Annotated in this window: 10 protein-coding genes; 2 read left to right on the plus strand and 8 right to left on the minus strand. The window is 70.1% G+C overall.

Translation table 11 applies throughout. The features are described from left to right. Window positions 1-75: 75 nt before the first annotated feature. Window positions 76-744, minus strand: a complete 669-nt coding sequence (locus tag ACWGL3_RS26395; RefSeq protein WP_267950540.1) for a hypothetical protein — start codon at window positions 742-744, stop codon at window positions 76-78. Between the two features lie 143 nt (window positions 745-887). Between ACWGL3_RS26395 and ACWGL3_RS26400 the strand changes: the two genes are divergently transcribed. Next, complete coding sequence (locus tag ACWGL3_RS26400) at window positions 888-1,763, plus strand: HhH-GPD family protein (protein WP_267946842.1); 876 nt, start codon at window positions 888-890, stop codon at window positions 1,761-1,763. Window positions 1,764-1,785: 22 nt separating this feature from the next. Here the strand turns inward: ACWGL3_RS26400 and ACWGL3_RS26405 are convergent, their stop codons facing one another. The 7 genes from ACWGL3_RS26405 to lysX all read right to left on the minus strand — a co-directional run bounded on the left by ACWGL3_RS26405 (window position 1,786) and on the right by lysX (window position 10,972). Then, window positions 1,786-2,376: a DUF3105 domain-containing protein gene (locus ACWGL3_RS26405; protein WP_431061536.1), complete on the minus strand. Its 591-nt coding sequence runs from the start codon at window positions 2,374-2,376 to the stop codon at window positions 1,786-1,788. Window positions 2,377-2,809: 433 nt separating this feature from the next. Beyond that, window positions 2,810-5,320, minus strand: coding sequence for an ATP-dependent Clp protease ATP-binding subunit (locus ACWGL3_RS26410; RefSeq protein ID WP_267946843.1), 2,511 nt, complete (start codon window positions 5,318-5,320; stop codon window positions 2,810-2,812). An 862-nt stretch (window positions 5,321-6,182) separates the two neighbouring features. Then, window positions 6,183-6,521: a histone-like nucleoid-structuring protein Lsr2 gene (locus tag ACWGL3_RS26415; protein ID WP_267946844.1), complete on the minus strand. Its 339-nt coding sequence runs from the start codon at window positions 6,519-6,521 to the stop codon at window positions 6,183-6,185. A gap of 215 nt (window positions 6,522-6,736) precedes the next feature. Next, window positions 6,737-7,018: a hypothetical protein gene (locus ACWGL3_RS26420; protein ID WP_267946845.1), complete on the minus strand. Its 282-nt coding sequence runs from the start codon at window positions 7,016-7,018 to the stop codon at window positions 6,737-6,739. A gap of 440 nt (window positions 7,019-7,458) precedes the next feature. Continuing rightward, complete coding sequence (locus ACWGL3_RS26425; RefSeq protein WP_267946846.1) at window positions 7,459-8,061, minus strand: amino-acid N-acetyltransferase; 603 nt, start codon at window positions 8,059-8,061, stop codon at window positions 7,459-7,461. 316 nt (window positions 8,062-8,377) lie between these two features. Beyond that, window positions 8,378-8,701: a LuxR C-terminal-related transcriptional regulator gene (locus ACWGL3_RS26430; protein ID WP_267946847.1), complete on the minus strand. Its 324-nt coding sequence runs from the start codon at window positions 8,699-8,701 to the stop codon at window positions 8,378-8,380. A gap of 768 nt (window positions 8,702-9,469) precedes the next feature. Continuing rightward, window positions 9,470-10,972, minus strand: a complete 1,503-nt coding sequence (gene lysX, locus ACWGL3_RS26435) for a bifunctional lysylphosphatidylglycerol synthetase/lysine--tRNA ligase LysX (protein WP_267946848.1) — start codon at window positions 10,970-10,972, stop codon at window positions 9,470-9,472. Window positions 10,973-11,151: 179 nt separating this feature from the next. Between lysX and ACWGL3_RS26440 the strand changes: the two genes are divergently transcribed. Next, the gene (locus tag ACWGL3_RS26440) at window positions 11,152-12,108 is read left to right on the plus strand and encodes a cation diffusion facilitator family transporter (protein WP_267946849.1); all 957 of its coding nucleotides are present in this window, start codon (window positions 11,152-11,154) and stop codon (window positions 12,106-12,108) included. Window positions 12,109-12,138 lie beyond the last annotated feature (30 nt).

The following is a 12,138-nucleotide window of genomic DNA, read 5'->3' on the forward strand; positions in this document are numbered from 1 at the left end:
CCGGGTGGCAGTGCCGCCACCCGGACCCCGGGGCGCGATCCCGACGGGCCGCGTCGTCCGCGGCGCCGCCAGGGCTCAGGACCTGAGCTGGAACGCCAGCTGGGGCTGGTCCCCCGCGTAGTCGCCGTGCAGGTTGGCCCGGTACCAGCCCGCCTGGGCGCTGGAGGTGGTCTCGCGGCAGTCCTCGAAGGAGCGGTTGCGCTCCCAGTCGACCGTGAACTCGTGCGGCACGCCCCGGCTGAGCTGGCGCTCCTCGGCGCCGCCGTCCTTGAGGCAGTCCGCGGTGGAGTAGATCCTGTCGTCACCGGAGTGGATGCGCACCTCCAGGGCGGCGCCCCCCACGTCCACGGTGCAGGTCTGCTCCGCCGTGTTGACCACGGTGATCCTGAAGCCCGGCGCGTTCCCGGAGCCGTAGACCTCCTGGTCCCCCTCCAGCTCGAACGTCACCACGACGTCCTCCGGGCGGCAGAGGTCCTCGGCGCGCTCGGGCGCGGCGACCTCGCCGGCGCCGCCCTCCCCGCCGCCGGCGCCCTCGGACGCCCCGTCGCCGGGTGAGGGGGAGGCGCTCTCCCCGGCCCCTTCCGACGCCCCGGCCGTGGGTTCCGGGCTCTCGTCCGCGGAGGGGTCCCCGGATGGGACACTGGGAGAGGGCGACGCGTCCATACCGGCCTCGGACCGGGTCGGTTCACCGGTCTCGTCGTCCGAGGGTTGACAGGCGAACGCGATCAGCGCGACCACCAGCATGACCCCGATCAGGACGAAGGCACGCCGCTTCCAGTAGGTCTCGCGGCTGACGGCTCCTGGATGTCCGGTACTTGACGCCATGGCCCGTAGTATTGCGGTTTTGCGTGCCACCCACCTACTCAACCCGCCGATTCCCTTTAAAGATGAGCGATAACCCTTACAGCACCGCCGTTCTGGCGTGGTACGAGTCGAACGCGCGCGACCTTCCCTGGCGCGCGCCCGACGCCACCCCCTGGTCGATCCTGGTCAGCGAGATCATGCTCCAGCAGACCCCCGTCGTGCGGGTCCTGCCCGCCTGGCGCGCCTGGATGGAGCGCTGGCCCACCCCCGCCCATCTGGCCGGGGAGGCGTCGGGCGAGGCAGTGCGCATGTGGAACCGGCTCGGCTACCCGCGCCGCGCCCTGCGCCTGCACGCCTGTGCCGTGGCGATCACCGAGGAGCACGGCGGCCGGGTCCCGGACGACCACGCCACGCTGCTCTCCCTCCCGGGGATCGGCGCCTACACCGCCGCGGCCGTGGCGAGCTTCGCCTACGGGCAGAGGCACGCCATTCTGGACACGAACGTCCGCCGCGTCCTGGCCAGGGCCGAAACAGGAGTCCAGTACCCTCCGAAAACCCAGACCAAGGCGGAGACGGCACTCGCGGAGGCGCTGCTGCCGCCCACCGCCCCCGTCGCCGCGCGCTGGGGGGTCGCCGTGATGGAGCTCGGCGCCCTGGTGTGCACCGCCCGCACGCCCGCCTGCGCCTCCTGCCCCATCGCCGGGCAGTGCGCGTGGAGGCTCGCGGGCAAGCCGGCCTACGACGGGCCGCCCCGGCGGGGCCAGACCTACGAGGGCACCGACCGCCAGGTGCGCGGCCGCCTGCTCGCCGTGCTGCGCGACTCCGCGCACCCGGTGGCCAAGGACGCCCTGGACGCCGTCTGGGACGACCGCGTGCAGCGTGAGCGCGCCCTGGACGCCCTGGTGTCCGACGGCCTGGTGGACCCGCTCGACGACGGCCGGTACGCCCTGCCCTCCTGATCCGGCCCCTTCCGGCGCCGGGTCAGTCGTCCATGCGGGCGCTCGTGCCGCCGCCCGCGTCGAACTCCGCCTCGGTCCCGGCGAAGCCGCCGCTGCACGGCGCCCCCGGCTCCGGGGTGTTCTCGCCCTGGACGTACTGCACCAGGTACTCGGTGAGGCGCGGGTCCTCCGCGCCCTCCAGCAGGATCTGCGACCCCCAGGCCGACGCCACCACGGGCGCGGGCAGCCCCTCGACGGGGCTGATCACCAGGTAGTCGCCCGGCGAGTAGAGGCCGGCGAGCGCCTCGACCTGGCCGGCGTCCAGGCCGGGGTCGTAGGCGATCCACACGGCCCCGTGCTCCAGGGAGTGCACGGCGTACTCGGTGCGCAGCGGCTCCCCGTAGACGCCGCAGTCCTGCCAGACGGGGTAGTGCTCCCCGCCCACGGGCGGGAACACGTCGTACTCGACGGTCTCGCCCTCCTCGACGTGGTCGGCGGACAGGCCCTCGTAGTGCTGGACCGCCTCCAGCCCCGCCCCGGCCGAGGCGCCGGCGTCCCCGCCGCCGGGGCGCGTCACCACGTAGAGGACGCCGCCGCCCGCGACGAGGAGCACGACGAGGACCACCGCTCCGATGATCAGGGCGAGCCCGGCGCCGCGGCCGCCCCCCGCCTGCTGCGGCGGCGGGTACGGCCCCTGCGGCCCGTAGTGCCCCTGGGGCCCGTGGGAGCCCGGTCCCTGGGGTCCGGGAGGGCCCGGCGGGGGATACCCGCCGCCGGGAGGCATCCCGCCCGGCGGCACCGCGCCGTGGGGCGGCTGCCCCGGCGGGCCGCCGGGCGGGGGACCTCCGGGGGCGCCGGGCGGGGGGCCACCGGGGGCGCCGGGCTGAGGGCCACCGGGGGCGCCGGGCTGTGCGGACGGGGGCTGCTGCGGCTGCTGTCCATGGGGCGGCCACGGACCGTGCTGCCGGGGTTCTGGATGGGTCACGAACGCACACTAACGGCCGAACGCCGAAGGGGGCACCCCCGAAGGGGTGCCCCCGTGACGGACGGCGTCCGGTTCAGCCGTGTCAGTCGCTCTTGCCCGCGGCCGACTCCTCGACCTCCGGGGTGTCCGGGACCGCGGCCGGCTTCGGCACGCCCTTGAACGTGAACTTGGCGTCCGTGCCCTCGCCCTCGGCGTCGATCACGACGATCTGACCCGCCTTGAGGTCGCCGTACAGGATCTTCTCGGACAGCTGGTCCTCGATCTCCCGCTGGATCGTCCTGCGCAGCGGGCGGGCGCCCAGCACGGGGTCGAAGCCGCGCTCGGACAGGATCTGCTTCGCCTTCGGGCGCAGCTCGATCCCCATGTCCCGCTCCTTGAGGCGGCCGTCCAGGCTCGTGATCATGAGGTCCACGATCTGGAAGATCTCCGCCTCCGTCAGCTGGTGGAAGACGATGATGTCGTCCACGCGGTTGAGGAACTCGGGACGGAAGTTGGTCTTGAGCTCCTCGCTGACCTTCGCCTTCATCCGCTCGTAGTTGGTCTGGGCGTTGTCCTCCTTGGCGAAGCCCATGGCCTGGCCCTTGGAGATGTCCCGCGTGCCCAGGTTGGTGGTCATGATGATGACCGTGTTCTTGAAGTCGACGTTGCGACCCTGGGCGTCGGTGAGACGGCCCTCCTCCAACACCTGCAGCAGGGAGTTGAAGATGTCGTTGTGGGCCTTCTCGATCTCGTCGAACAGGACCACGGAGAACGGCTTGCGGCGCACCTTCTCGGTGAGCTGGCCGCCCTCCTCGTAGCCGACGTAGCCGGGAGGCGAGCCGAACAGCCGGGAGACCGTGTGCTTCTCCATGAACTCGGACATGTCCAGCTGGATCAGCGCGTCCTCGTCCCCGAACAGGAACTCGGCCAGGGTCTTGGACAGCTCGGTCTTACCGACACCGGACGGGCCGGCGAAGATGAACGAGCCACCCGGGCGCTTGGGGTCCTTCAGACCGGCGCGGGTACGGCGGATCGCCTGCGAGAGCGCCTTGATGGCGTCCTCCTGGCCGATGACCCGGCGGTGCAGCTCGTCCTCCATGCGCAGCAGCCGGGAGCTCTCCTCCTCGGTGAGCTTGAAGACCGGGATGCCGGTGGACGCGGCCAGGACCTCGGCGATGAGCTCCTCGTCGACCTCGGCCACGACGTCCATGTCGCCGGCCTTCCACTCCTTCTCCCGCTGCGCCTTCTTGTTGAGGAGCTGCTTCTCGTCGTCGCGCAGGGACGCGGCCTTCTCGAAGTCCTGCGCGTCGATCGCGGACTCCTTGTCCCGGCGCACGCCCGCGATCTTCTCGTCGAACTCGCGCAGGTCCGGCGGAGCGGTCATCCGGCGGATGCGCATCCGCGAACCCGCCTCGTCGATGAGGTCGATCGCCTTGTCCGGCAGGAAGCGGTCGCTGATGTAGCGGTCGGCCAGCTGGGCCGCCGCCACCAGGGCGCTGTCGGTGATGGAGACCCGGTGGTGCGCCTCGTACCGGTCGCGCAGGCCCTTGAGGATCTCGATGGCGTGCTTGATGGTGGGCTCGTCCACCTGGATGGGCTGGAAGCGCCGCTCCAGGGCGGCGTCCTTCTCCAGGTACTTGCGGTACTCGTCCAGGGTGGTGGCGCCGATGGTCTGGAGCTCGCCCCGGGCCAGCATGGGCTTGAGGATGGAGGCGGCGTCTATGGCCCCCTCGGCCGCTCCCGCTCCGACCAGCGTGTGCAGCTCGTCGATGAACAGGATGATGTCGCCGCGGGTCCGGATCTCCTTGAGCACCTTCTTGAGGCGCTCCTCGAAGTCACCGCGGTAGCGGCTTCCGGCGACCAGCGCGCCCAGGTCCAGCGTGTACAGCTGCTTGTCCTTGAGCGTCTCGGGGATCTCACCCTTGACGATCTTCTGGGCCAGGCCCTCTACCACGGCGGTCTTGCCGACGCCGGGCTCACCGATGAGGACCGGGTTGTTCTTGGTCCGCCTCGAGAGCACCTGCATGACGCGCTCGATCTCCTTGTCCCGGCCGATGACCGGGTCGAGCTTGCTCTCCCGGGCGGCCTGGGTCAGGTTGCGGCCGAACTGGTCCAGCACCAGGGAGGTGGAGGGGGTGGACTCCGAGGAGCCCGCGGTGGCCTGCGGCTCCTTGCCCTGGTAGCCGTGCAGCAGCTGGATGACCTGCTGGCGGACCCGGTTCAGGTCCGCGCCGAGCTTGACCAGGACCTGGGCGGCGACGCCCTCGCCCTCGCGGATCAGGCCCAGCAGTATGTGCTCGGTACCGATGTAGTTGTGGCCGAGCTGGAGCGCCTCGCGCAGCGACAGCTCAAGGACCTTCTTGGCGCGCGGGGTGAAGGGGATGTGCCCCGACGGCGCCTGCTGGCCCTGGCCGATGATCTCCTCAACCTGCTGCCGAACCGCTTCGAGGCTGATACCGAGGCTCTCCAGAGCCTTGGCGGCGACGCCCTCACCCTCGTGGATGAGGCCGAGCAGGATGTGCTCCGTACCGATGTAGTTGTGGTTGAGCATCCTGGCCTCTTCCTGGGCCAGAACCACCACTCGCCGTGCGCGGTCGGTAAACCTCTCGAACATGTCTCGTCGCTCCTCTACAGAGCGGTCAGGCAGGGACGGTCTCGCCGACCCAACTCTTCCGCATATCGGCCCCACAGGGATAACCGCCCAGGGGAGCACTGTCGCACCCGCCGGTCGACAGGCTGCCGACCGGGCGAACATCTCCGCATGGCCGGCCTCCCAGCCGTCCGTGCCAGAGACTTTCCCCGACGATAGGGCGTTCACCCAACATCCAACTACCAATTGAGGCGTCAGATTTCCCTGTACGCCGAAGGCGAACGGCCCGGACACTCCCATCCATCACGGGAGTCCCCGGACCGCACGTGTACAAGCCCGATAATCGGCTCTGAGCGAACAAGCCGAACCGCGTGTTGTTCTTCGGGCCGGATCAGGCGGCCCCGAAAGCGGGAAATGCGCCTCGGTCCCGGTGGGCCGCGGTACGGCCCCGCCGGGTCGCGGCGGAACGGCCCCGGGCCCTGCGGCCGTGCGGCCGCAGGGCCGGAAGTCGAGAGCCTCCACGAGAACGGGGAGCGCTGTGGCGCCCCGGTCGTCGGCGCGTCCGCGCACACCGCGGCGAGCGGCGGGGCCCCGTCCGAGCCGCGTCACGGAGACGGGGGCCGGAAGGCCCGGGGCCGCACTGCGCCCGCGGTCCGGATCCGGCGGCACCGGCTCGGCGCCGTCGGCCGGGGATCCGGTGCCCGTCGTATCCCCTTGTCCCCTGCATCCCCATGGCGCGGGACCCCGTGTCACAGGATCCCCCGCGTGGCGGGTCCACCGGTGTCAGGCGGTGCCGGATGAGGGAGTCGGGTGCTCCTGGTGGGCACCGGTCGAAATTCGATCAAGCCCTGACAACATTTCGGCGAACCGAAGGCGGTCGCGGGACCTAGCCCTTGATGGCCTCATATTCGGCGACGATGGCGGCGGGGATCCGGCCGCGCTCATTGACGGGCTTGCCGGCAGCCTTCGCCCACGCGCGAATCTCGGCGCTGCGCTCGCGGCTGGGCGCATTACGGCTGCCCCGGCGGGCGGTGGCGCGGTTCGCCTTGGACGGAGCCTTGCGGGAGGCTTCGACGAACGGGTTAAGGGCCTCGCGAAGCTTGGCGGCATTACCCGCACTGAGGTCGATTTCGTACGTCGATCCGTCCAGACCGAACGTCACCGTCTCCTCGGCCTCGCCGCCGTCGAGGTCGTCGACCAGGAAAACCTGGACCTTCTGTGCCATGGAATCAAACCTTTCAGAAGAGCGGTGTCTGCACACCTGAATATAAAGCTATCCCGCGCGAACGCGGAAGACAATTCCCGGCGTGCCAGAAATCGTCTGGGACCGACCGTGGTTTCGGGGGTCGCCGGAGCAGCGCGGGTGCGGCGAGTTGGCCCGCGCACGCGGTGGGACCGAGGCCCGGCCCCCGGGCTTCACGCAACCGGTCAAGTACCGTATCAACGACCGTCGGATTCGGCGCGTTCCCCACCCTGGACAATCGGCGTCTCGTTCGTCGCCCCGGTCTCGCGGACCTCGGCAGCGCCCTTGTGGTCGGTCGCGTCCTGGGCCGCCCCGTCATTGCTGACCAGGCTTCCGTCCATCCGCCGCGGCGCCATCTCCTTGCGCAGCAGCTTGATGACGAAGGCACAGAAGACGGTACCGACAACCACAGGGGGGATGAGCGCCGACAATACGTCGATCAGTCCAGGGGGAACCACCGACGACAAAAAGTCACCCATCGAAGCGCTCCACCCTTCCTGGTTGTTACTTATTGCAGCAAATACCCGACTCAGTGTCGGGCCACTCCGGGGGGATGGCGCGCCGGACGACCTGGCAAACGCATACCCGACATCATAGACATCGTTTGCCCCCGGTTTGACACCGGACGTACCCGAGCGGCCTCCCGCAAACCCCGTGGGCGCCAATGTCCGGTCGTGGGTTCGGGCCCTCGTGCGGGCGCGGCCGGAACACGGGGTCTTGCGGGGTCAAATCACAACCCTTCGTCACCGCCCCGCCGAACTCGATCATGAGGACGGCCGGCCGGACGCAGGTACACATTACCTGCCCTGTTCCACCTCCATACCCCCCGGTGTGCATAAGCCGCCCCGAGTCCGGACGCCGGAGCGGCACGGGCGGGGCCCCGTAAGGGGAACTCCGTACCAAGCACACCGGAAATCCTTTAGGCGCGGGCCGGGCGGGCCGCGTCGTCGAGGCGCACAAGCATCCGGGTGTTCCCGAGGGTGTTGGGCTTAACCCGCTCCAAGTCGAGGAATTCGGCAACTCCCTCGTCATAGGAACGCAGGAGTTCCTCGTACACACGGGACGAGACAGGGGTCCCCTGGATCGGGGCAAAGCCGTGTTTGGAGAAGAAACCGGTCTCGAATGTCAGACAGAACACACGTTGCACACCCAACTCACGGGCCGTGGCGAGAAGTTCGGTCACGATTCGGTGTCCCACGCCGAAACCGCGCAGGGAGGGGTCGACCGCGACGGTCCGCACCTCGGCCAGGTCCTCCCAGAGCACGTGAAGGGCTCCACAGCCCACCAGGCGGTGCTCGACCTCCGCCTCTGGGACCACACCGGGGGAGGATTCCGGCCCGGCGGGCGACATGTCCGGAACCACCTCCGCCTCGGCGACCCAGAACTCCTGGACGTCCTCGTAGAGGTTGACGGTGCTCTTGGACAGCACCCGCCGGTCGACGGTGTAGGTGTCGACGAGGCGGCGGATGGCTGCGACGTCGCGCGTCCTGGCGCGACGCACGTGAACATGGCGAACGGGCATAGCCGGACCAGACTATGCCCACGCGGGGAAGAACTCCTACCCGAGGCCCGCGACCACACCAAGAGCACCCCACCGGAGCACGGCCGCGCGGGCCGGGGCGGGGAAGAACTCCTACCCGAGACCCGCGACCACACCAAGAGCACCCCCCGGAGCACGGCCGCGCGGGCCGGGGCGGCCGGCGCCCGGCCGGACACACGAGATCGGGGGCACCGCGGCACCGCCGGCCGGAGAGTCTCCTCCCGGCCCTCGCGGTGCGCGTGCGCCCCCTGGGTCGGTCATTCCCGTGTGCGGTTCCGGCTCCAGCCGGGGGTTCGGCTCAGATGAGCTGCCGCCGCGCGGCCCAGACGACCGCTTCGATGGGTGTGTTCACGCCGAGTACGTCGCAGATGTTGCGGATACGCCGGCGCAGGGTCCTCGCGCTGAGCTCCAGGTGCCGGGCCGCGACCTCGGTGGTCACGCCGGTGGCGATCTCTGCGAGCAGTTCGAGCTCCTCGTGGCTCAGTTCCACCGGCGCGTACGGGCTGCTGACAGCCGTGTCGCGCGGGCGGGCCTGAAGGGGAACCACGCTCTCCCGGTGCTCCCTCGGCTGGAGAGCGCCATGGTCCTCAACGGTACGTCGTACGAGTGTGGCCTGTTCCACTCCGTCCTCCCTCATCATGTGAGTGCGGAACATCAACTCGTCACCTGATGGACGCGAGTGCGCCGACCGGGGGTCGCCCCGTCGGAGCGGACGGAGACTCCGCGGGCCTCGAAATCCCCGGCGGACCCCTCTGGCACAGGGGTCGGGGGAGTTCCGGGCGCACGGGTCGCAGGCTGGCCGGCTCGCTGGGGTCTGGGACGGACAGACCACACCGAGGGCGCGCATGCGCGCGCGAATTCGGACCGCATCGGCGGTCCCGTTTCGCGCTCACCGTCGTTCTCGATCCACTTCGGCAAACTCACGGGCCTCGGCCCGCCCTCAGCACGCTAGGCCGCAGAGATGATACCGTCAAGACCCGATAAATCACCATGTGTAGTTATGCAATATCCTTCTGTGACAAGGCAAGGGGAAAGAAAAATCCCCGAGGGCATTGACCTGCGTAAACAATCTTTACCGGAGAGTGGCTGCTTATAGCACTCCGGCCCCTGGAAAAACTCTCGCCTATCCCCGCGGCCATCACGGTCTGACCGCGGGTTCGCCTTCTATGTCCGGTCGGTGAGTCATGTCCCTTGTTCCGGGGCCGGGACCGGGACATGCGGAAGGGGCCGGCGCACCCCTGGTGCGACGACCCCGGTCCCCGATTTCGGCCACTCGGCGCGACCCTTATCGGCCATTCCCGCACGGACGCGCCGCACACGCGCGCGTCCCGGCGCTCCCGCGTCGCACGGCCCCTCCGGGCCCCGGCGGCGCGGGGCCGGACGCCCCCGGTCAGTCCCCCGAGGGCTTCACGATCGGGAAGAGCACGGTCTCGCGGATGTTCTTGCCGGTGAAGGCCATGAGCAGGCGGTCGATGCCGACCCCCACGCCTCCGGTGGGCGGCATACCGTACTCCAGCGCCCGCAGGAAGTCCTCGTCCAGCTGCATCGCCTCGGGATCCCCCTCGGCCGCCATCAGGGACTGCCGGGTGAGCCTCTCCCGCTGCTCGACCGGATCGACCAGCTCGGAGTAGCCAGTGCCCAGCTCCATGCCGAACCCGATCAGGTCCCACTTCTCGGTGAGCAGCGGGTCCTCGCGGTGCTGGCGCGTGAGCGGGCTGGTCTCGACTGGGAAGTCGCGCACGAACGTCGGCTGGAGGAGCGTGTGCTCGACCAGTTCCTCGAAGACGTGCTCGACGAGCTTGCCCTGACCCCAGTCGGAGCTGAACTCGACGCCCTTGGCCCCGGCCAGACGGCGGACCTCCTCGACGGGGGTACGCGGGTCGACCTCCGCGCCGAGGGCCTCGGAGACGGCCCCGTACAGGGTGATCTGCGGCCACTCGCCGCCGAGGTCGTACGCCTCGCCGTCACGCTCGACCACGGTCGTGCCGAACACCGCGCGCGCCGCGTCCTGGACGAGCTCCCGGGTGATGTCCGCCATGACGTTGTAGTCGGCGTACGCCTGGTAGAACTCCAGCATCGTGAACTCGGGGTTGTGCGTGGAGTCCGCGCCCTCGTTCCTGAAGTTGCGGTTGACCTCGAAGACCTTCTCCAGGCCGCCCACGACCAGCCGCTTGAGCGACAGCTCGGGCGCGATGCGCAGGTACAGGTCCATGTCGTAGGCGTTGATGTGCGTGGTGAACGGCCGCGCGGTGGCGCCGCCGTGCACGCGCATCAGCATCGGGGTCTCGACCTCGATGAAGTCGCGCCGGCTCAGGCCCTCCCTGATCGCCCGGATGGCGGCCGAGCGGCGGCGCACCATCAGCTGGGAGTCGGGGTTGACGATGAGGTCGACGTACCGCTGCCGCACACGTGCCTCGGGGTCGGTCAGGCCCTTGTGCTTCTCCGGGAGCGGGCGCAGGCACTTGGCCGTCAGCGTCCAGGAGTTCACGAGGACGGACAGCTCGCCACGGCGGGAGGTGATGACCTCGCCCTCCACGCCGACGTGGTCGCCCAGGTCGACGTCGGCCTTCCAGGCGTCCAGCCGCTCCTGGCCGACCTGGTCCAGGGACAGCATGATCTGGACGTCGCCGGTCTCGTCGCGCAGCGTCGCGAAGCAGAGCTTGCCGCCGGTGCGGTAGAGCATCACGCGACCGGCGATGGAGACGCCGACGCCCGTGCGGGTGTCCGGCTCCAGTCCCTGGTGTTTGTCGCGCACGGCACCGATCGACGTGGAGCGCGGGAAGGTCACGGGGAAGGGATCGATCCCCTCCTCCCGGAGACGGTCCAGCTTCTGGCGCCGGACCCGCATCTGTTCGGGCAGGTCGTCGTAGGTGTCGTCGTGCGTGTCAGTCACGCGCACGATCCTACCGGCGGTCCGCGCCCCGGCCGACCGCCCGGACCCCGCCCGGCCGGGGGTCCCGGGATCGTGCCACGCGGATCCGGGAGGTGGGACGGGCGTGCCCGGATCACTAGTATTGCGCTGCCTTGACCCGCACCCCCACCACCGGAGCAGGATCTACCGAGAGTCGAACAATGAGCGTTGAGGGAAGCACGAAGGCCGTCGTCACGGCACTGGTTGCGAATCTGGGGATCGCCGTCACGAAGTTCGTGGCCTATGTACTGACGGGCTCGTCCTCCATGCTGGCCGAGTCCATCCACTCGGTCGCCGACTCCAGCAACCAGGCGCTGCTGCTCATCGGAGGCAAGCGCGCCCGGCGGGGCGCCACCGAGGAGCACCCCTTCGGCTACGGGCGCGAACGCTACATCTACGCGTTCGTGGTCGCGATCGTGCTGTTCAGCGTGGGCGGCCTGTTCGCGCTCTACGAGGCCTGGCACAAGATCTCCCACCCCGAGCCCATCACCGAGTGGCAGTGGGTGCCCGTCGCGGTCCTGGTGGTCGCGATCGGGCTGGAGTCGATGGCGATGAGGACGGCCGTCAAGGAGTCCAACGCCGTGCGCGGCAAGGCGAGCTGGGTCGAGTTCGTCCGCCGGGCGAAGGCCCCCGAGCTGCCCGTGATCCTGCTGGAGGACGCCGGCGCCCTGCTCGGCCTGGTGTTCGCGCTGCTCGGCGTCAGCCTGACCCTGATCACCGGCAACGGCCTGTGGGACGGCCTGGGCACCGCCGCCATCGGCATCCTCCTCGTGGTCATCGCCGTCGTGCTGGCCGCCGAGGTGAAGAGCCTGCTGGTCGGCGAGTCCGCCACGAGCGAGAACGTCCAGGCGATCCGGAGGGCCATCGAGTCGGTCGAGGACGTCGACCGCCTCATCCACATGCGCACCCTGCACGTGGGCCCCGAGGAGCTCCTGGTGGCCGCCAAGGTCGCGGTGGACGCCGAGGACGACGCCGGCCGGGTGACCAGGGCGATCAACGAGGCGGAGGAGCGCATCCGCGCGTCCGTGCCCATCGCCACGCTGATCTACATCGAGCCCGACCTGTTCCGCACTGCGCCGGGGTCCCCCGCCTCGCCCGGGGCCGGGACCTCCGCGTGAGCCGGGGCCGGTGCGGCCCCCGCGCCGCAC

Source organism: Nocardiopsis sp. NPDC055824 (assembly GCF_053616335.1).